General features: G+C 32.6%; 17 protein-coding genes and 5 tRNA genes. 19 read left to right on the top strand and 3 right to left on the bottom strand.

Annotated features, from left to right (window positions below; genetic code table 11):
* Nucleotides 1-36 precede the first annotated feature (36 nt).
* The 3 genes from QM746_RS15610 to pfkA form a co-directional block, all read right to left on the bottom strand.
* A complete protein-coding gene (locus QM746_RS15610; protein ID WP_414985053.1) occupies nt 37-654 on the bottom strand; it encodes a DUF4919 domain-containing protein in 618 nt (205 codons plus the stop codon).
* Nucleotides 655-767: 113 nt separating this feature from the next.
* Nucleotides 768-1772 carry a type I glyceraldehyde-3-phosphate dehydrogenase gene (gene gap / locus QM746_RS15605; protein ID WP_374364540.1) on the bottom strand — a complete coding sequence of 335 codons (1005 nt, stop codon included), beginning with the start codon at nt 1770-1772 and terminating at the stop codon, nt 768-770.
* Nucleotides 1773-1821: 49 nt separating this feature from the next.
* Nucleotides 1822-2808: a 6-phosphofructokinase gene (gene pfkA / locus QM746_RS15600; protein ID WP_374364542.1), complete on the bottom strand. Its 987-nt coding sequence runs from the start codon at nt 2806-2808 to the stop codon at nt 1822-1824.
* A 110-nt stretch (nt 2809-2918) separates the two neighbouring features.
* Between pfkA and QM746_RS15595 the strand changes: the two genes are divergently transcribed.
* The 19 genes from QM746_RS15595 to QM746_RS15505 all read left to right on the top strand — a co-directional run bounded on the left by QM746_RS15595 (nt 2919) and on the right by QM746_RS15505 (nt 19546).
* A complete protein-coding gene (locus QM746_RS15595) occupies nt 2919-3272 on the top strand; it encodes a hypothetical protein (protein ID WP_414985052.1) in 354 nt (117 codons plus the stop codon).
* 155 nt (nt 3273-3427) lie between these two features.
* Nucleotides 3428-5797, top strand: coding sequence for a TonB-dependent receptor (locus tag QM746_RS15590; RefSeq protein ID WP_414985051.1), 2370 nt, complete (start codon nt 3428-3430; stop codon nt 5795-5797).
* Between the two features lie 201 nt (nt 5798-5998).
* Nucleotides 5999-6196 carry a 30S ribosomal protein S21 gene (rpsU, locus tag QM746_RS15585; RefSeq protein ID WP_374364548.1) on the top strand — a complete coding sequence of 66 codons (198 nt, stop codon included), beginning with the start codon at nt 5999-6001 and terminating at the stop codon, nt 6194-6196.
* Nucleotides 6197-6287: 91 nt separating this feature from the next.
* Nucleotides 6288-7169, top strand: coding sequence for a tyrosine-type recombinase/integrase (locus tag QM746_RS15580; RefSeq protein WP_414985050.1), 882 nt, complete (start codon nt 6288-6290; stop codon nt 7167-7169).
* 46 nt (nt 7170-7215) lie between these two features.
* Nucleotides 7216-7506 (top strand): HPF/RaiA family ribosome-associated protein, encoded by a 291-nt coding sequence (locus QM746_RS15575; RefSeq protein WP_374364552.1) that lies wholly within the window; start codon nt 7216-7218, stop codon nt 7504-7506.
* A gap of 125 nt (nt 7507-7631) precedes the next feature.
* A tRNA-Thr gene (locus QM746_RS15570) sits at nt 7632-7705 on the top strand.
* A 23-nt stretch (nt 7706-7728) separates the two neighbouring features.
* A tRNA-Tyr gene (locus QM746_RS15565) sits at nt 7729-7811 on the top strand.
* 84 nt (nt 7812-7895) lie between these two features.
* A tRNA-Gly gene (locus QM746_RS15560) sits at nt 7896-7968 on the top strand.
* 48 nt (nt 7969-8016) lie between these two features.
* Nucleotides 8017-8088 (top strand) — tRNA-Thr (locus QM746_RS15555).
* 69 nt (nt 8089-8157) lie between these two features.
* Complete coding sequence (locus tag QM746_RS15550; RefSeq protein WP_374364554.1) at nt 8158-8838, top strand: response regulator transcription factor; 681 nt, start codon at nt 8158-8160, stop codon at nt 8836-8838.
* A gap of 9 nt (nt 8839-8847) precedes the next feature.
* Nucleotides 8848-10212 (top strand): ATP-binding protein, encoded by a 1365-nt coding sequence (locus QM746_RS15545; protein WP_414985049.1) that lies wholly within the window; start codon nt 8848-8850, stop codon nt 10210-10212.
* Nucleotides 10213-10289: 77 nt separating this feature from the next.
* Nucleotides 10290-11537, top strand: coding sequence for a TolC family protein (locus tag QM746_RS15540; protein ID WP_414985048.1), 1248 nt, complete (start codon nt 10290-10292; stop codon nt 11535-11537).
* The gene (locus QM746_RS15535; RefSeq protein ID WP_414985047.1) at nt 11534-12631 is read left to right on the top strand and encodes an efflux RND transporter periplasmic adaptor subunit; all 1098 of its coding nucleotides are present in this window, start codon (nt 11534-11536) and stop codon (nt 12629-12631) included. The genes QM746_RS15540 and QM746_RS15535 overlap by 4 nt, the downstream gene beginning before the upstream one ends.
* Before the next feature lie 55 nt (nt 12632-12686).
* On the top strand, nt 12687-15785 hold the full coding sequence (locus tag QM746_RS15530; RefSeq protein ID WP_414985046.1) for an efflux RND transporter permease subunit: 3099 nt from the start codon (nt 12687-12689) through the stop codon (nt 15783-15785).
* Between the two features lie 242 nt (nt 15786-16027).
* Nucleotides 16028-17215: an elongation factor Tu gene (gene tuf, locus QM746_RS15525; protein ID WP_414985045.1), complete on the top strand. Its 1188-nt coding sequence runs from the start codon at nt 16028-16030 to the stop codon at nt 17213-17215.
* 63 nt (nt 17216-17278) lie between these two features.
* Nucleotides 17279-17349 (top strand) — tRNA-Trp (locus QM746_RS15520).
* Nucleotides 17350-17361: 12 nt separating this feature from the next.
* Nucleotides 17362-17568 (top strand): preprotein translocase subunit SecE, encoded by a 207-nt coding sequence (secE, locus tag QM746_RS15515; protein WP_374364560.1) that lies wholly within the window; start codon nt 17362-17364, stop codon nt 17566-17568.
* A gap of 11 nt (nt 17569-17579) precedes the next feature.
* Complete coding sequence (gene nusG / locus QM746_RS15510; protein WP_374364562.1) at nt 17580-18122, top strand: transcription termination/antitermination protein NusG; 543 nt, start codon at nt 17580-17582, stop codon at nt 18120-18122.
* Nucleotides 18123-18274: 152 nt separating this feature from the next.
* Nucleotides 18275-19546 carry an SOS mutagenesis and repair protein UmuC gene (locus tag QM746_RS15505; RefSeq protein WP_414985044.1) on the top strand — a complete coding sequence of 424 codons (1272 nt, stop codon included), beginning with the start codon at nt 18275-18277 and terminating at the stop codon, nt 19544-19546.
* Nucleotides 19547-19624 lie beyond the last annotated feature (78 nt).

Genomic DNA, 19624 nt, shown 5'->3' with positions numbered 1-19624 from the left:
TAGAAGAATCCTTTCAATTTTTTTGAAAGGATTTTTTTAGAATTTCATATTGTAAATAATGCTAATGAATATTTTTTTGCCATTATCGTCCCAAACATCATACATTCCATCTTTAGAAGGTTTGGAAAATCTTTTCATTTCAAATGCCTTTTTTTGAAGAATAGCCAAAAGAATATATTCGTCTGTCACTGAATTGGCAAGATAGGCTGTTTTTTCGGTTTTTCCATCGCCAGAAGATAAAACGGCATCTATCAATTTCCTAAATTGAGTAGAGTAGTAGTTTAAATTATTACTGTCTTGCAACCTATAATAGCATTCTGAAATTATACTTAGTGTTTCTAAATCTGTAGGGTTTTCTTTTAAAATGCTTTCTGCGATTTCTAAGGCAGTTTTGTAATCTTCTTTTTTGAAATTTTCTCTTATTTCGTTACTTTTCTTAATATCTACTGAAGAAGCTTTGCCATAGTACAAATGTCTTGCTTCTATGCTGTCTAATTGGCTTGGAAGGCCTTTGTATTTGGTGAGAATTTTTTCTAAATAAAAGTCTGAAGAAGGATTAGAAATGTTCTTTTTAATTTCTTCGAGGTTTACATTTTGAGAAAATGTTGATATAGCGAAAAGGAATAGAGCAATTAATGTGAAGTTTTTTTTCATGAGAATTCATTATCTTCTCTCAAAAATATAAAATTAAAATGAATCTTGAGTTTTCAAATAAAAAAACTCCTGAAAAAATCAGGAGTTTTATGTTTAAATTCTAATCTACTTTATTATAGAGAAGCAGAGTGAATTAATAAGTCTGTTAATTTGTTAGAATAACCCCACTCGTTGTCATACCAAGAAACTAATTTAACGAAAGTTGGAGATAACATGATACCAGCATCTTTATCAAAGATAGAAGTTCTAGCATCAGATACGAAATCTTGAGAAACTACTAAATCTTCAGTATAACCAAGGATTCCTTTTAATTCTCCTTCAGAAGCGGCTTTAATAGCAGCAGCAATTTCGTCATAAGAAGTTGGTTTTTCTAATCTTACAGTTAAATCTACTACAGAAACGTCAGCAGTAGGTACTCTGAAAGACATACCAGTTAATTTTCCGTTTAATGAAGGGATTACTTTTCCTACCGCTTTAGCAGCACCAGTAGAAGAAGGGATAATGTTAGTAAGAGCAGCTCTACCACCTCTCCAGTCTTTTAAAGATGGACCATCTACAGTTTTTTGAGTAGCTGTAGTAGCGTGTACAGTTGTCATAAGACCTTCAAGAATTCCGAAGTTATCGTGAACTACTTTTGCTAAAGGAGCAAGACAGTTAGTAGTACAAGAAGCGTTAGAGAAGATTTTTACATCATCAGTAAGAGTAGTGTGGTTTACACCCATTACAAACATAGGAGTATCATCTTTAGAAGGAGCAGAAAGGATTACTTTTTTTGCACCAGCGTTGATGTGAGCCTGAGCAGTATCTTTAGATAAGAAAAGACCAGTAGATTCTACGATATATTCAGCACCTATTTCGTTCCATTTTAGGTTGTTAGGGTCTCTTTCTGCAGTTACACGGATAGTTTTACCATTTACTACTAAATTATTTCCTTCTACAGAAACTTCTCCTTTGAATTTTCCGTGTACTGAGTCATATTTTAGCATATACGCCATATATTCTGCATCGATAAGGTCATTGATTCCTACTACTTCGATGTTTTCTCTCTCAGTCATTGCTCTGAAAACTAAACGACCAATTCTCCCGAATCCGTTGATTCCTACTTTAATTGTTGACATATTTTTTTGTTTTTAAATTTTAGTTAATACTATTATTTTTTCTTAAAACTTACATTGCTAGAACTTCTGAAATCTGCAGTAAGTCTTGGTTTATTTCGTTGTGTTTTCTAATGGCATCTTCTATTGGTGTGAAAACCAAATCGTTAGATCTCATTCCTGCCATTACATTGGTAAGTCCTTTCATTAGACCAATTACAGCTCCATATCCTAGTCTGCTTGCCAAAACTCTGTCTGCACAACTTGGTGCGCCACCTCTTTGGATGTGTCCTAAGATAGATACTCTAATATCATAATCTGGGAATTTTTCTTTGGTTTTCTTAGCCAGATCATAAGTAGAAGCCAATTGTTCTCCTTCAGCAACGATTACAATACTAGATGTTTTTCCTCTTTTTTGAGCTTTTTCGAAAGTTTCAAACATTTCATTTAAACTGTCTTTTTGCTCAGGGATTAAAATATCTAAAGCACCAGTTGCAATTCCACTATTAAGAGCAATAAAACCAGCGTCTCTTCCCATTACCTCTACAAAGAATACTCTACTGTGAGATGTTGCGGTATCTCTAATTTTATCTATGGCGTCCATTGCAGTATTTAATGCAGTGTCATAACCAATTGTAAAATCTGTTCCGAAGATATCATTGTCTATAGTACCAGGTACTCCTATTACTTTTACACCAAATTCTTCACTGAATTTTAGAGCTCCTGTAAAAGTACCATCTCCACCTATACATACTAATGCATCAATGTTATTTGCTATACATTGATCATAAGCTTTTTTTCGTCCTTCTTCTGTTCTGAATTCTGCAGAACGTGCCGAACGTAAAATGGTGCCACCAAGGTTAATGATATTGCTTACCGAACGAGGTCCCATTTTTGTAATGTTTCCTTCAATAAGCCCAGTATATCCTCCTCGTATTCCCACACATTCTATCTTATGGAAATGGGCTGTCCTTACTACTGCTCTAATCGCCGCATTCATCCCTGGCGCGTCGCCGCCAGATGTTAGTACCCCGATTTTTTTCAACGTTGTATTACCCATAATGTTTTTTTTTGACACGCAAAGTTACAAAATATAAAGACATGTGAATTATGTTTTTGGTCATATTTAATGTTACATTAATAACAAAATATTTCATAGATTTGCACAGAATGAAAAAAACAGTGGTAAAATATAGAGGATTAGTATCTACACTTTTGACGTGTATTTACATATTTTCTGTATTACTTTCTGGATATTTTCATACGCACAGTAATAATTTTTCTAGCACCGAATTAAGTTTTAAAGCAGATTCTAATGCTGCTAAAGCTTCTTCTATAGCTGGTGCAGATAATTGTTATACTCTACATGCCTCTCAGGTTTTAATAGGAGATTTACATCAGATTTTTGATTTTGAAATTACCAAATCTATATTTACAAAAGAGTATAGTTTTGTACAGTATTTTTCTTATTCTAAAGCGGTCATTAGATTTTTTTCTTTAAGAGCTCCGCCATTTTTTATTTAGAATTTCAAGTATTTTTTGCGAAGCTAATTTTTTAGTTTTCGTGGTTTATTTTGTTTATTTATTTAAACATCAATAGTTGTTTTTAACTGTTTTTTGTTGATTTTTTTTTCAACGAAAAAGGTTAATGACATTTAATTCTAATTAAAATATCAAAAATGTTAATCAAAAAAATATGTTTTTTTGTTGCAATAGTTTTTGCAACACCAATGTTGTTTTCTCAATATAAATTATCGGGTATTGTTAAGGATAAAGATACTCAAGAGCCTGTGAAAAATGCGGTTGTCTATTTTTCGGATTTGAAAAAGAATGCTACAACAGACCAAAATGGTAATTATACTTTTCAAAATTTAAAATCTGGGAAATATTTATTAGAAATTTCGAGTAATGATTACAGTACTTTGTTGGTTTCTGTGGAAGTGAAGAATGATAGTATTGCTAATTTCGAATTGCAAAAATCTGCCAAAGAAATTGCTGAGGTGGTTGTAACGGCGGTTTCTAGAGCTTCGGAGTTGAAAAAAATTCCTGTAGTTATTACTTCTTTGGATAGAAATCAAATCAATAAAAATTCTTCTACTAATATTATAGATGGTTTGAAAAACGTGCCAGGAGTTAATCAAATTACAACGGGAGCTGCTATTTCTAAGCCAATAATTAGAGGTTTGGGCTATAACAGAGTAATTACTTTGGTTGACGGAATAAGACAAGAAGGTCAGCAATGGGGAGACGAACACGGCATTGAAATTGACGATTTTTCTGTAGGAAAAGTAGAAATTGTAAAAGGGCCAGGAAGTTTAATGTATGGTTCAGACGGTATTGCAGGTGTTCTTAATTTTATTTCTCCCAAAAATCCTTCCGAAGGAAAGATAGAAAATCAATTTACTACCAATTATCAATCTAATAATAATCTCATTGCCAACTCTTTTTCTAATTCGGGAAACAAAAATGGATTTGTTTGGCAAGGCAGAATTACCAATAAAATGGCTGGTAATTATGAAAATAAATACGATGGTAAAGTGTACAACTCTGGTTTTAAAGAAAATGATGGAAATTTAATGTTAGGAGTTAATAAAAGTTGGGGACATTCTTACTTTAATTTTAGTACTTATAATTCTACTTTAGGAATTGTAGAAGGCGAAAGAGATGCAGACGGAAACTTTACTTACATCAACAGAAATGGAGATGATGTTACTGCTTCTGATGCAGATTATAGAGGTTACAAAATTGGGTTTCCGCATCAGAAAATTAATCATTTAAGATTTACTTCTAATAATTATTTCTTATTGAAAAACGGAACAATTAATGCAGATTTTGCTTTCCAAAATAATAGAAGAAGAGAATTTGGAGATGCAACCAATCCAGATGATACAGAATTGTATTTTGATTTGAATACTTTTAATTATAATGTGAGATATAATTTAAAAGAATCTAGAAATTGGGAAACATCTTTCGGGATTGGCGGTATGCAACAATCTAATACCAATAAAGGTTTAGAAGCATTAATTCCAGATTATGATTTCTTCGATATTGGAGCTTTCGTTTACACTCAGAAAAAATTTAGTGATAAATTTACATTAGCTGGAGGATTAAGATTTGACAATAGAAATGTAGATTCTAAGGAAATGTTAGAAGATGGAGATGTGAAGTTTTCTAAATTTAATAAAAATTACAGCGGCATTTCCGGGAGTTTAGGTCTATCTTATCAGTTAGATTCAAAATCTACACTTAAAGTAAATCTTTCAAGAGGTTTTAGAGCGCCAAATATTGCAGAATTGGCTTCTAATGGAGTTCACGAAGGTACTTTTAGATACGAAATTGGTGATGAGAATTTGAAATCTGAAACCAGTCATCAAATTGATGTGGCATATTTTCTAAATTCAGACCATATTACTTTTGAGTTTACGCCGTTTATTAATTTTATCTCGAATTACATTTTCACCGAAAAATTACAAGATGCCAACGGAAATGACATCATTATAGACCCAAGTGACCCAGTTCCTGCTTTTAAATTTACACAAGGAAATGCGCAACTTTTTGGTGGTGAGGTTTTCATAGACGTGCATCCGCATCCGCTAGATTGGTTGCATATAGAAAACTCTTTCTCTTACGTTAGAGCTACACAAAACAATCGTCCTGAAAATGAGAAGTTTTTACCTTTTATTCCGGCTCCAAAATATCGTGGAGAAATAAAAACTCAATTCAAAAACGTTAATGATACGTTTTCAGGATTTTATGCGAAATTTGCAGTAGATCATTATTTTAAGCAAAATAATGTTTACAGTGCTTTTGATACAGAAACCGCTACGCCTTCTTATACCTTATTAAGTGTTGGGATTGGCGCAGATATTAAAGCTTTTGGCAAAAAAGATTTCTTCAATTTATTCATCAGTGGAGAAAATCTTGCCAATGTTGCGTATCAAAATCATTTGAGCCGTCTAAAATATGCTCCCGAAAATATGGCTACAGGTAGAGTGGGTGTTTTCAATATGGGTAGAAATATAAGCGCAAAATTGGTGATGAATTTTTAAAATATTCTACTGTTTAATTTGCCAATTAATATTTAATAAAATGCTTCACTGTAAAAAGTGGAGTATTTTTTTGAGCTAAAGAACTTAGTAATTATTGCTAATCAATAAGTTTTAATGAAAATAATTCTAAAAATAATAGCAAAAATTTTGCAGTTCTTGAAATTATCATTACTTTTGCAGCCACAAAATGAGATGTAATATATGTTAATAATTCCAGTAAAAGACGGAGAGTCTATCGACAGAGCACTTAAAAAGTACAAAAGAAAATTTGACAAAACAGGTGTTGTTAGAGCTTTAAGATCAAGACAGCAATTTATTAAGCCTTCAGTAACTTTAAGACAGGCTAAATTAAAAGCAGCTCATAAACAAAGAGAATTGAGCAAAGAAGAACAAGCTTAATTTTTCTTCTTAAACAATATTATAATCACTTTTCAAATTACTATATTTGGAAAGTGATTTTTTGTTTTTATACCCGAACTAAATTAGCGTTATGGTAGATAAATTTTTAGATTATATTAAAATAGAAAAACGCTATTCTGAGCATACACTTACCAGCTACAAAAAAGATTTAGAAGATTTTTTGTCTTTTGTGATGGAAACAGAAGGTTCTCAAAATTTGGTAAAGGTTGATAAAAAAGTAATTCGGAATTTTCTGGTTCATCTAACGGAAAATAATTTTCAAAAACGCAGCATCAATAGAAAACTCTCTACACTTAGAAGTTTTTACCACTATTTACTCAAAATAGGAGAAATAAAGGTTTCGCCTTTAGAATCTGTTTCTTCGCTTAAATTTTACCCCGAAAAACAAATTCCTATATCTGAAGAGGAAATGAATGATTTGTCTGAAATTTTGGCACAAGACGAAGAACATTTGTTAGAAAAAACAATTATTGAGACACTTTATCAAACAGGGATGAGAAAAGCGGAACTTTGTAATCTTTTATATGAAAATATAAGCTTCTCTACCAATGAGATAAAGGTAAAAGGGAAGGGTAATAAGGAAAGAATCATCCCAATTTCTACTCATTTGGCAGAATTTTTGAATGAATACAAACTCCTAAGAAAACCAAAGCCAGAGTATGAAATTTATTTTTTCATTCAAGCTAATGGAAAAAAACTCACAGAAAAATTTGTGTACTCAGTGGTAAATCGTTATCTTAGTATTGTAACTTCTAAGAAGAAAAAAAGCCCGCATATATTGAGGCACAGCTTTGCAACGCATGTTCTCAATCACGGTGCCGAAATTTCTAAGGTTAAGAAGTTGCTCGGTCATTCTAGTTTAGCTTCTACGCAAGTTTACACGAATGGCAATATTGAACAATTAAAAAAAGTGTTTAACCAAGCTCATCCAAGAGCTAATAGAGAAGATTAGAAATTTTAGTTTCTGCTTTTCTAAATTAAAAAAAAATGTTAGCGTTATGAAAATTACAGTTCAAGCAATGGGTCTAACTCCACATGCACCACTAGAAGAGTATTTAGAAAAAAAATTAAGTAAATTAGACACTTTTTATGACAAAATACACGATTGTCAAGTCTTCCTAAAAGTAGAGAATACGTCTGCAAAAGAAAATAAAACCGCCGAAGTGAAATTGGCAGTTCCGGGAGATGATATTGTTGTAAAGAAAACTTCGGCAAGTTTTGAGGAAAGTTTAGACCAATGCTACGATACAGCTAAAAAGCTGCTAATCAAGAAAAAAGAATTAGCATAAAAAAATAATTAAAATTTTTTTCAAAAAAGTTTGTGGATTTCAAAAAAAACGTTCTATATTTGCACTCGCAAAAAGGGAACAACCTTACTGCAAAAAGAAAAGAGTTCTTTTGAAATCTCAAATTTGCCTCCATAGCTCAGTTGGCCAGAGCACGTGATTTGTAATCTCGGGGTCGTGGGTTCGAATCCCTCTGGAGGCTCTTTAAATTTATAAAAAACAAGCGGGGAGATTCCAGAGTGGCCAAATGGATCAGACTGTAACTCTGCTGTCTTACGACTTCGCAGGTTCGAATCCTGCTCTCCCCACTTTTTATAAATTTATTTTGCAGGTTTAAAAATATTTTATAAATTTGCACACCGTTTACCAACAATAATTTGTAAACACAAATTGCGGAAGTAGCTCAGTTGGTAGAGCGTCAGCCTTCCAAGCTGAATGTCGCGGGTTCGACCCCCGTCTTCCGCTCAATAAAAATCACATTCCAATTTTTCGGTATGTGATTTTTTTTTCCAAGCCGACTTAGCTCAGGGGTAGAGCGCTTCCTTGGTAAGGAAGAGGTCGTGAGTTCAAATCTCATAGTTGGCTCAATAAGTCTCTCAAAATTTTTGGGAGACTTTTTTATTTCTTAAATTCGTCTTGTAAATAATTTAAATTATGAAAATCCTTTTATTGGAAGATGATTTGATACTTTCTGCCGAACTTGGTAAATTTCTAGAAAATAATAATTACGAATGCAAACGCGTATATGATGGAGATATTTTTCTTAGGGAAATTAGAGCCAATCAATACGACTTTTATCTTTTAGATATTAATGTGCCAAAAATTAACGGATTAGATGTTTGCGAAAATATTAGAACTCAAGACCAAGATACTCCTATTATAATGATTTCGGCCTATGGTGATATTTCAGACAAAAAAGATGCTTTTAGCAGATTGGCGGATGATTATTTGGTAAAACCTTTTCAGTTTGAAGAGTTATTAATGAGAATGGAAGCATTAAAGAGAAGGAAAAGTCTCACAGAAGTTCCTTCGGAAATTATTAAAATTGAAGATTTGATTATTGATAAGACTGAGCAAAAAGTTTCCAGAGCTGGTAAAGAGATTAATCTTACAGTAAAAGAATACCAGCTTTTGTTATTGTTGGCAGAATCTCCGGGTAGGATTTTTTCTAAACAGCAAATTTCCGAATTAGTTTGGGATATTAATTTTTCTACCAACACCAATACTATAGAAGTTTATATTAATTTTTTGAGGAAAAAGGTAGATAAAGAATTTAATTCTAAATTAATTCATACGCGCCCAGGATTTGGGTATTATATTAAATCTGAATACTAATTACTCTTTATGAATTTAAAGACCAGAATTGCGCTTAATTTAAGCATCGCTTTTTCTATAGTAATAGGAATTGTGATGACGGTAATCTATATTTCTTTTGCAAATTTTAGAAAAACAGAATTTAAAGAAAACCTAGAGCACAGTGCAATAATTACAGCCAATTATATTTCTAAACTTTCTGCCAAAGAATTGAATGACGAAGATAAAACGGTAGATAGTATTAATAATAATGAAGAAGATTTTCTAACAAAAGAAAAAATATTGGTCTTTAGCGGAGATAAAAATTTAGTTTTTTCTAATGTTTTTGATGAAAAACTTGTCTGGAATAAATCTTATCTCAGTACACTAGATAAGCAACCTAAAATTTTCTGGACAGATGAGAACCACGAAAACATAGGTTTTAAAACAAAGATTAAAGGAATGTATTTCTACATTCTTACTTCTGCAGAAGATGTAAATGGAAATGCAAAACTCAATTTCTTGAAACTGGTTTTGGTTTCTATTTTTTTTATAAGTTTAGCCTTTATTTGGGTTTTTAGTTTCTTTTTTATGAAAAAGCAATTAAAACCTTTAGACGATTTTAAAGATAAAATTGCAGATATTACTTCTCATCAATTAACCATTCAGTTGCCAGAACAAAAATCAGATAACGAAATAAATGTTCTAATAAAAGCATTTAATACAATGATGAAAAGGCTTAATGAAGCTTTTTTGGCGCAAAAAGAATTTACCACTAGTGCATCTCACGAAATTAAAACTCCACTTACCAGAATGTCTTTTCAGTTAGAAAATTTATCTAATCTCACAAAAGAAGAGGGTGCAAAAGAATATATAACGTCTATTAAAAACGAAGTTTATCAACTTTCGGATACTGTTAATTCTCTTTTGGTGCTTTCAAAAGTAGAAGAAGGAAAAGATATACATTTTGAAAAAGTGAGAATGGATGAGGTGGTTTTTGATGCATTTGCCAAAGTGAAAAAGAGTTTTCATGATTTTGAAATGGATTTTGAAATTAGAGAACAAGAACAGGAAGGAGATTTAACCGTAAATGGTATAAAATCTTTGTTAGAAATTGTTTTTGTTAATCTTTTTAAAAATGTTTGTCTGTATTCTTATGAACCTAAAGCAAAAGTTGAAATTTCTGAAACTTTGCAAAATATAGAAGTTACAATTACCAACGAAGGCGAAGTCATTTCTGCCGAAGAAGCTGCAAAAATTTTTGAAGCATTCAGAAGAGGTAAAAATTCTCAAAATATTTCTGGTTCAGGATTAGGTCTTAGGATATCAAAAAGAATTATGGATTTTCATCACGCCGAAATTTCTTATTCGTCTAATAATAAGAACAATATCTTTCATTTATCTTTTTCTATATAATTTTTTAAGTTCTTTTTAATTTTATTTAAAGAGGATTTTAATCTTCAAAGTTCATTTTTGCCTTAAATAAGAAAAAAATGACACTTAAAATTTTGGCTTTACTCCTCGGAAGCTGCACTCCTCTTTGTGCACAAAAAAGTATGAGCTTGAAAGAATGCGAACAGGTTTTTAGGAGTAACAACCTACAACTATTAGCAGAACAGTATAATATTTCGCAAGCAGATGCGGATATTATTCAGGCAAAAATTTGGGACTTACCAGAAATTTCTTTTACAGGAAATGCATATAATCCCGATGATAAAAAAACTTTTGATGTCCTCCACTCTAAAGATGTAGAAATTCAGCAACTTTTTGTGCTAGGAGGAAAAAGGAAAAAAGAAGTAGATTTTGCAAAAACAAATAAAGAACTTGCAAAACTGCAGTACAATCAATTAGCGGTAGATCTTCTGTCTCAGCTCAAAGAAACGTATTATTCTCTTTATTATGACGGAAGAAAACTTCTGAGGATAGATAATCAGCTTAGTTTTCTCAATGATTTATTGCAAGCGTATAAAATTCAGACTTCAAAAGGAAACATTTCCTTAAAAGATGAAGTGCGTTTGCAAACTTTGATTTTGAGTCTTAATAAAGACCGAATAGAAATTACAAATAGCATTCTTGCTTCTCAAAATTCACTTAAAATTCTAACAGGAATTAATGAAGAAATTATTCCAGAATGGAGTGTTTCTGAAGCCAAAGAAGTTCTAGAAAATGCTCCGCTTATTTCGTTAGAAGATTTACAAAAGAAAGCCGAAGAAAATAATGCAGATTATCAATTTGCATTAAAAACTATTGAAAGTAATAAAGCATATCATACTTGGCAAAAATCTTTTAATACGCCAGATTTAACGGCAGGTTTACAGTACAGTCAATCTGGTGGAGCTTTTAAAAACGAACTTAATTTTACATTGGGAATCCCAATTCCGCTTTGGAAACAAAATAAAGGCAACGTTCAGAAAGCTCAATATATTACAGAGCAAAGTCAAAAAAATGCAGAATTCAAAAAGAATGAACTCTATAATCAGGTAAATCTGGCGTATCAAACTTGGGAAAACCAATATACTCAGTTTAGAAATATTAATCAGACAGATTTAGATAATCTAGAATCTGTTTATAAAGGGATGCAGGATAATTTCAGAAAAGGGAATGTGTCTCTTATAGAATTTACAGATTTTTCAGACAGTTACAACGAAAGCGTTTTACAAATGAATGAAATGAAAAAGCAAATTATGATTTCTGCAGAAGAAATTAATCGTTTAACTCAAACTCAAATTTTTAAATCATGAAAAAAAATATAAAAAACATAGGAATTGTATTGCTTGTAATGTTGGCGTTAACAAGTTGCAACAAAGAAAAAACTGAAGATAAGGAACCTATACAGAAAGGCTTTGTTATCAGCAATGAAATGATGAAAAACACAACCGTTGTAGATGTTCAGGATGATTATGTAGAAGACGAAATGAGTTTTTTTGGGAAGATTTCGGCAGATAAAAATCAATATATAGACATTTATCCGTTGGTTGGTGGTAATGTAATGTCTGTAAATGTAGAATTAGGAGATTATGTACACGCAGGACAAATTATGGCAACAATTCGTTCTACCGAATTGGCAGGATTTCAAAAAGATTTGAGCGATGCCAGAAACGAAGTAGCTGTTGCAGAAAATAATTTACGAGTAGCACAGGATTTATACGCAGGGAAACTCAATACCGAAAAAGATGTTTTAGAAGCTAAAAGTCTTTTGCAAAAAGCCAAAGATGAGCTTAGAAGAAGCCAATCTGTAAGTCAGGTTTATAATGTTAAAAACGGCAGTATATATAATGTTATAGCTCCTATTTCGGGTTATGTTGTTCAGAAAAACATTAATAAAGATATGCAATTGAGAAGCGATAGAAGTGAAAATATATTCGATGTAGCTAATACTAAAAATGTATGGGCAATTGTAAATATCAACGAAAGCGATATTAGTAAGGTTTCGCTCGGCATGAAAGCAAAAGTTTACACTTTAGCAGATCCTTCTACAGTTTTTACAGGGAAAATAGATAAAATTTTTAAAATTATAGACCCCGAAACTAATGCAATGCAAGCAAGGGTAGTTTTAGAAAATGCTTCAGGGCAATTAATCCCAGAAAGTAAGGCTACAATAAAGGTTTTGAAAACTGAAAATAAAAAAGCATTGTCTATCCCGAAACAAGCTTTAATTTTTGATGATAACAGGTATTTTGTGGTTATTTTTAAATCTCAAAGCGATGTAAAAGTACAAGAAGTAAGAATCCTTAAAGAAACTGGCGAAAAGGCTTACATTTCTGATGGTTTGCAAAATGATGATAAAGTGGTAACGGCTAATCAATTATTAATTTATAGAGCATTAACCGAATAATAAATACTACGGAATAAAAATCTATAGAGTTAAAAATCATTTATCAAATGAACGTATGAATAAATTTATTAAAAATATAATCGCATTTTCGCTCAAAAACAAGGCTTTTACTTTTTTCTGGGTCGGAATTTTAGCAATAGCAGGATTCGTTAGCTTTAAAAATATGCCAATTGATGCATTTCCAGATGTTACCAATACTCAGATTGTAATTATTACACAATGGAATGGAAGAAGTGCCGAAGAAGTAGAACGTTTTGTAACTACTCCAATTGAACTTTCTATGAGTTCTGTGCAGAAAAAAACTTCGGTAAGAAGCACCACGATGTTTGGTTTGTCTATCATTAAAATTATTTTTGATGACGGAGTAGATGATATGTTTGCGAGAATACAAGTGAATAATCAGCTTAGAACAGTTTCTCTTCCCGAAGGTGCTGAACCAGATGTACAACCTCCTTACGGCCCCACTGGAGAAATTTACAGATATATTCTTAAAAGTCCTGAAAAAGATTCCAGAGAACTACTTACAATACAAAATTGGGTGGTAGATCGTGCTTTAAGAGGTATTCCTGGAGTTGCTGATATAAATGTTTTTGGTGGACAAGATAAAATTTTTGAATTAAGCATTGATCCTAGAAAATTAGATACTTATGATCTTACTACTTCAGAAGTATATGATGCGATTTCTAGAAGTAATCTAAACGTTGGAGGAGATGTGATTGAAAAAAACGGACAGTCTTATGTCGTTAGAGGAATTGGATTACTGAAATCTATTCAGGATATTGAAAATGTTGTCATAAAGAATGATAATGGAAATCCTGTCTTGGTAAAAAGTGTAGCCAATGTTCACGAAGGTTCTATGCCTAGAGTGGGGCAAGCAGCTTATAACAATGGAAAAGATGATGTAGAAGGAATTGTAGTAATGAGAAAAGGCGAAAATCCTGATGAAGTAATTAAACTGGTTAAAGCGAAGATTGAAGAACTCAATACCAAAATTTTACCTAAAGATGTAAAACTGGTAACTTTCTACAACAGAGAAACATTGATGAATTATACTACCAATACCGTAATGCATAACCTTTTAGAGGGAATAATTTTGGTAACTGTTGTAGTTTTTCTGTTCATGGCAGATTGGCGTACTACAGTTATTGTTTCAATCATCATTCCTCTATCGTTGTTGTTTGCATTTCTATGTCTTAGAATTGCAGGCATGAGTGCAAATCTGTTGTCGCTTGGAGCGGTAGATTTTGGGATAATTATTGATGGAGCAGTGGTAATGGTAGAAGGAGTTTTTGTAATGCTAGACCAAAAAGCTCATAAATATGGAACGGAACGGTTTAATAAATTGGCAAAAGCTGGTTGGATAAAAAATACCGGAACAGGACTTGGTAAAGCTATTTTCTTCTCTAAAATGATAATTATTACTTCTCTGCTTCCTATTTTTGCATTTCAAAAAGTTGAAGGCAAAATGTTCTCACCTTTGGCATTTACGCTAGGTTTTGCGTTGATGGGAGCTTTAATTTTTACTTTAACTTTAGTGCCGGTTCTCAGTCATATTTTATTGAATAAAAATGTGAAAGAAAAACATAATGTTTTTGTCATCTTTTGGGAGAAATTAGTTGCCAAAGGTTTTAATTTCACTTTCAGAAATAAAAAAATGAGTCTTATTGTAGCGCTTTCAATCTTGGGAGTTACATTGTTTTCGTCTAAATTTTTAGGGACAGAATTTTTGCCACAACTTAATGAAGGTTCGCTTTGGATAACAGCAGAAATGCCAATGAGCACAAGTCTTAATCAAAGTTTAAAGACGGCAGATAAGCTAAAGCACGAGATTATGAGTTTTTCCGAAGTTACAGATGTAATTGCTCAAACCGGAAGAAGTAATGACGGTACAGACCCAAATGGTTTCGGATTTGTACAGTTTGCAGTGAATTTGAAACCAAAAGAAGATTGGTCTCGAAAAATTTCTATGGAAGAGTTAATAGATGAAATGGATAAAAAATTGAAGCAATATCAAGGGATTACTTATAATTATTCTCAACCTATTTCTGATAATGTTGCCGAAGCTGTTGCAGGTTTTAAAGCTGAAAACGGAGTAAAAATCTACGGAGATAATCTCAACACGCTAGACAAATATGCAAAACATGTTTTAGCTGCAATCAAATATGTGCCAGGGGTTAAGGAGCCTGGAATTATAAAAAATATTGGACAGCCAGAAGTAAGTGTAGTGTTAGATAGAGATAAAATGGCAATGTATAATGTATCTCTTAATGATGCTCAATCGGTTTTAGAAACAGCCTTTGGAGGGAAAACAGCTTCAACTTTGTATGAAGGAGAAAGAAAGTTTGACATAAGAATTAGGTACGAGCAAGATTATCGTAAAGACGAAAACGATTTGGCAAGATTAATGGTTCCTACTCAAGATGAAACATTAATTCCTTTAAAGGAAATAAGTGAAATTCATCAAGAAAATGGCGCCGCATTTATCTACCGAGACGGAATAAAACGTTACATAGGAATTAAATTTTCTATTAGAGATAGAGATTTGGGAAGTACAATTGCAGAAGCTCAAAAAAAGGTTGATAAAATAAAACTTCCAGATGGTTATTCTTTCGGCTGGACAGGGCAATTCGAAAACCAGCAAAGAGCAACAAAACGTTTAGGACAAGTGGTTCCGGTAAGTTTACTAGGGATCTTTCTTCTGCTTTTTATCCTTTTTGGTAACATAAAAGATTCTCTTTTGGTATTAGCTAATGTGCCTTTTGCCCTTATCGGAGGAATCATAGCATTGCATCTTACAGGGATGAATTTTGGAATTTCGGCAGGTGTAGGTTTCATTGCATTATTTGGAATTTGTATTCAAAACGGAGTTATCTTGCTTTCAGAGTTTCATCACAATATAAAATCGGGAATGGATGTTGCAAAAGCTATTTTTGAAGGAGTAAAAGTGAGAACTCGCCCTGTGGTAATGACGGCACTAATGGCGTCTATTGGTCTTTTGCCAGCAGCTATCTCTACAGGAATTGGTTCGGAATCTCAGAAACCTTTAGCAATAGTAATTATTGGAGGTTTGGTTACAGCTACAGTTTTAACATTGTTGATATTCCCAATTATTTTTTGGATTTTTAATAAAGCAAATAAAAGGTTAGTAAGCTAACAGTGCATGTTTAGGCGTTATTTTAATAGTTTTTGTTAAACTTACTTAAATAGTGATTTAAAGTTTTTTATACTAAAATAAATTGCTAAATTTGTACCCTCAAAAAAACAAAAATATTAAATAGTAAATATCTTGAAGATGAATATTAAAACTTTTTTCAATAAAAAGGTTTTGGTATTCAAAAAATCACTATATTTGCGCACTGAAAATTTCAATAGTTAATAAATTTAAATATTAAAATCATGGCAAAGGAAACGTTTAATCGTAACAAACCACACTTAAACATTGGTACTATTGGTCACGTTGACCATGGTAAAACTACCCTTACTGCTGCTATTACAAAAGTATTAGCTGAGAAAGGTTTAGCTGAAATGAAAGACTTCTCTGCAATTGACTCTGCTCCAGAAGAAAAAGAAAGAGGTATCACTATCAATACTGCTCACGTAGAGTACGAAACAGAAAACAGACACTACGCTCACGTAGACTGTCCTGGTCACGCCGACTATGTAAAAAACATGGTAACTGGTGCTGCTCAAATGGATGGAGCTATCTTGGTAGTAGCTGCTACTGATGGTCCAATGCCACAAACTAGAGAGCACATCCTACTTTGCCGTCAGGTAAATGTACCAAGAATCGTTGTTTTCATGAACAAAGTTGACATGGTAGATGATGCTGAGTTATTAGAATTAGTAGAATTAGAAGTAAGAGATTTATTATCTTCTTACGAATATGATGGAGATAACTCTCCAGTTATCCAAGGTTCAGCTCTTGGTGCGCTTAACGGTGAACCAAAATGGGTTGCAACTGTAGAAGAATTAATGGCTGCTGTTGATAGCTGGATTGAACAACCAGTTAGAGATCAAGATAAGCCTTTCTTGATGCCAATTGAAGACGTATTCTCTATTACAGGTAGAGGTACTGTAGCAACTGGTAGAATTGAATCAGGTGTTATCAATACAGGTGATCCAGTAGATATCGTAGGTATGGGTGAAGAAAAATTAACTTCAACTGTAACTGGGGTAGAGATGTTCAGAAAAATCCTTGATAGAGGTGAAGCTGGTGATAACGTAGGATTACTACTTAGAGGTATCGAAAAAACTGATATCAGAAGAGGTATGGTTATCGCTAAAGCTGGTTCTGTAACTCCACACAAAAAGTTCAAAGCTGAGGTTTATGTACTTTCTAAAGAAGAAGGTGGTAGACACACTCCATTCCACAACAAATATCGTCCTCAGTTCTATGTAAGAACTACAGACGTTACAGGTGAAATCTTCTTACCAGACGGTGTAGAAATGGTAATGCCTGGTGATAACTTAACTATCACTGTAGAATTGTTACAACCAATCGCTCTTAACGTAGGTCTTAGATTTGCAATCAGAGAAGGAGGTAGAACAGTAGGTGCTGGTCAGGTTACTGAAATCTTAGACTAATCATTTAGATTAAAAATAATTAAAAGCTTTCCGCAAGGAAACTTGCGGAGGCTTTTTTAAACTACGGGCATCGTCCAATGGTAGGATACCGGTCTCCAAAACCGTTGATCAGGGTTCGAATCCTTGTGCCCGTGCAAATAAAAATTATGAACGCACTATTTAATTTCATCAAAGATTCTTATTCAGAATTTAGATACAAAGTAGAATGGCCAAAATGGGCAGATTTGCAATCCTCTACAGTTGTAGTTGCGATAGGAACGATTATTTTAGCATTGTTCACTTTTGGTGTAGATTCATTATTTAGTACTGCTATTAAAAATATATTAGCAATATTTATCGGTTTTTTTAATTAAAATAATTTTCCATGAGCGATTTAAAGTGGTATGTGTTGAAAGCTGTAAGTGGCCAGGAAAATAAAGTAAAGGCCTACATCGAAAGCGAAATCAAAAGATTAAACTACGATGCTTACGTTACTCAAGTTGTAATTCCTATGGAAAAAGTAATACAACTTAGAAACGGTAAAAAAGTACCAAAAGAAAAACCTTTTTACCCTGGTTATTTAATGGTAGAGGCTAATCTTATTGGTGAAGTTCCTCACGTGATTAAGAATATTCCAGGTGTAATTTCTTTTTTAAGTTTAACTAAAGGAGGTGAGCCTGTTCCTATGCGTAAGTCTGAAGTAAACAGAATGCTAGGTAAAATGGATGAACTTTCAGAATTTGCTGTGGAAACAAGTATTCCTTATATTGTGGGAGAAAGTGTAAAAGTTATAGATGGACCATTCAACGGATTTAATGGTACTATTGAAAAAATACACGAAGACAAAAAGAAAATTGAAGTTTCTGTGATGATTTTCGGTAGAAAAACTCCTATGGAACTTTCTTACATGCAGGTTGAAAAATTGTAAAATTTAATCAATATTATATCTAAAAGCTACTCAAGACTGAGTAGCTTTTTTTGTGGATAACTATTTTTTAATACGTCATGTTTTGTCGTGTTATGTTGCTAATTTTACCATCTGATTTTTGTTTTCGTTTCATCATTATAAAACCTTGTTTTATGTTTGCTTTATTAGATTGTAACAATTTTTTTGTAAGCTGCGAACGCGCTTTAAATCCAGCTTTGGAGAATAAGCCGGTGGTTGTTCTTTCTAATAATGATGGTTGTGTTGTCTCTAGAAGTAACGAGGCAAAGAATCTCGGTGTGCTTATGGGAGCTCCTGTTTTTAAATACAGAGATTTGTTTAATTTACATCAAGTGGAATGTTTTTCGGCAAAATTCGAATATTATAATTTCAAAAGTCAACAGGTTTCTGCTATTGCCAGGCAATATTCTCCTAACTATGAAATTTATAGTATAGATGAGCTTTTTTTAGATTTTCATGGGTTTAAATATTTTGATTTAGAAGAATATTCTCAAAACATTAAGCAAAGAATTCTCTTAGAAACCAATATACCAGTAAGCATTGGTATTGCGCCTACTAAAACTTTGGCAAAACTCGCCAACAGAATTGCTAAAAAATATCCAGAAAAACTAAATGGAGTTTATATTTTAGATTCTCCTGATAAAATTGAAAAAGCTTTAAAATGGTTAGACATAGAAGATGTTTGGGGAATTGGTAGAAGGCTAAGAGTTAAAATGCGTGATTATGGAGTGAGTAAAGCTTTTGATTTGTTTCAAAAACCCGAAATTTGGATAAGAAAAATGATGGGAATTAATGGCGTCAGAATGCTTAACGAGCTGAAAGGTATAAAACAACTAGAACTAGATACGCCCGCAAAAAAACAATCTATTGCTACCACCAGAAGTTTTATGGATATGATTTCGGATAAGGAAATTTTGCGAGAAAGAATAGAAACTTTTTCGTTTTCGTGTGCAGAAAAACTTAGGAAACAAGCCAGTTGTTGCAAGATGATTACCGTTTTTGTGCGAACCAACAGGTTTAGAAAAGATTTGCCAGAATACAGAAATGGGTTATCCTTAGTTTTGCCAAATCCTAGCAGCTCTTCTATTGTTTTGACAAAGGCTGCTAACGTAATTTTTGATGCAATTTATAAAGAAGGTTTTCAATATAAAAAAGCGGGAGTTATAGTTTCAGATTTTGTTCCTGAGGATGAAAGGTTGATTAATCTTTTTGAAAAAGATGTGGAAGAAAAACATCTTCCTATTATGAAAACGATGGATTTTCTCAACAAAAAATACGGAAAAGACAAGATTAGACTCGCCTCACAAAACGGAAATCCTACCTACGAAAGAAAATTGCTTTCTGCCGAATACGAAGAATTTCTGAAAAGCAATACTTTACCTGAAGCTAATTTCAGGTTTCATTAGAGATTTTTTGTAGTTTTATAAAATGAAATTTAGTCACGGATTGCAAATCCGCGATATTGGGGTTTTACTAAATTCAAG

Origin of the sequence: Cloacibacterium sp., from assembly GCF_047601505.1 — a bacterium.
GTDB lineage: Bacteria > Bacteroidota > Bacteroidia > Flavobacteriales > Weeksellaceae > Cloacibacterium.
The sequence above is the reverse complement of the archived record's forward strand: the minus strand, read 5'-3'. Positions and strand labels throughout refer to the sequence as shown.

Excerpts from the sequence above, each read along its gene's own strand:
- QM746_RS15505 (WP_414985044.1), top strand. The coding sequence starts at position 18,275 with ATGTTTGCTTTATTAGATTGTAACAATTTTTTTGTAAGCTGCGAACGC.
- QM746_RS15550 (WP_374364554.1), top strand. The coding sequence starts at position 8,158 with ATGAAAATCCTTTTATTGGAAGATGATTTGATACTTTCTGCCGAACTT.
- pfkA (WP_374364542.1), bottom strand. The coding sequence starts at position 2,808 with ATGGGTAATACAACGTTGAAAAAAATCGGGGTACTAACATCTGGCGGC.
- rpsU (WP_374364548.1), top strand. The coding sequence starts at position 5,999 with ATGTTAATAATTCCAGTAAAAGACGGAGAGTCTATCGACAGAGCACTT.
- QM746_RS15530 (WP_414985046.1), top strand. The coding sequence starts at position 12,687 with ATGAATAAATTTATTAAAAATATAATCGCATTTTCGCTCAAAAACAAG.
- QM746_RS15545 (WP_414985049.1), top strand. The coding sequence starts at position 8,848 with ATGAATTTAAAGACCAGAATTGCGCTTAATTTAAGCATCGCTTTTTCT.
- gap (WP_374364540.1), bottom strand. The coding sequence starts at position 1,772 with ATGTCAACAATTAAAGTAGGAATCAACGGATTCGGGAGAATTGGTCGT.
- QM746_RS15540 (WP_414985048.1), top strand. The coding sequence starts at position 10,290 with ATGACACTTAAAATTTTGGCTTTACTCCTCGGAAGCTGCACTCCTCTT.
- nusG (WP_374364562.1), top strand. The coding sequence starts at position 17,580 with ATGAGCGATTTAAAGTGGTATGTGTTGAAAGCTGTAAGTGGCCAGGAA.
- QM746_RS15535 (WP_414985047.1), top strand. The coding sequence starts at position 11,534 with ATGAAAAAAAATATAAAAAACATAGGAATTGTATTGCTTGTAATGTTG.
- secE (WP_374364560.1), top strand. The coding sequence starts at position 17,362 with ATGAACGCACTATTTAATTTCATCAAAGATTCTTATTCAGAATTTAGA.
- QM746_RS15590 (WP_414985051.1), top strand. The coding sequence starts at position 3,428 with ATGTTAATCAAAAAAATATGTTTTTTTGTTGCAATAGTTTTTGCAACA.
- tuf (WP_414985045.1), top strand. The coding sequence starts at position 16,028 with ATGGCAAAGGAAACGTTTAATCGTAACAAACCACACTTAAACATTGGT.
- QM746_RS15595 (WP_414985052.1), top strand. The coding sequence starts at position 2,919 with ATGAAAAAAACAGTGGTAAAATATAGAGGATTAGTATCTACACTTTTG.
- QM746_RS15580 (WP_414985050.1), top strand. The coding sequence starts at position 6,288 with ATGGTAGATAAATTTTTAGATTATATTAAAATAGAAAAACGCTATTCT.
- QM746_RS15575 (WP_374364552.1), top strand. The coding sequence starts at position 7,216 with ATGAAAATTACAGTTCAAGCAATGGGTCTAACTCCACATGCACCACTA.
- QM746_RS15610 (WP_414985053.1), bottom strand. The coding sequence starts at position 654 with ATGAAAAAAAACTTCACATTAATTGCTCTATTCCTTTTCGCTATATCA.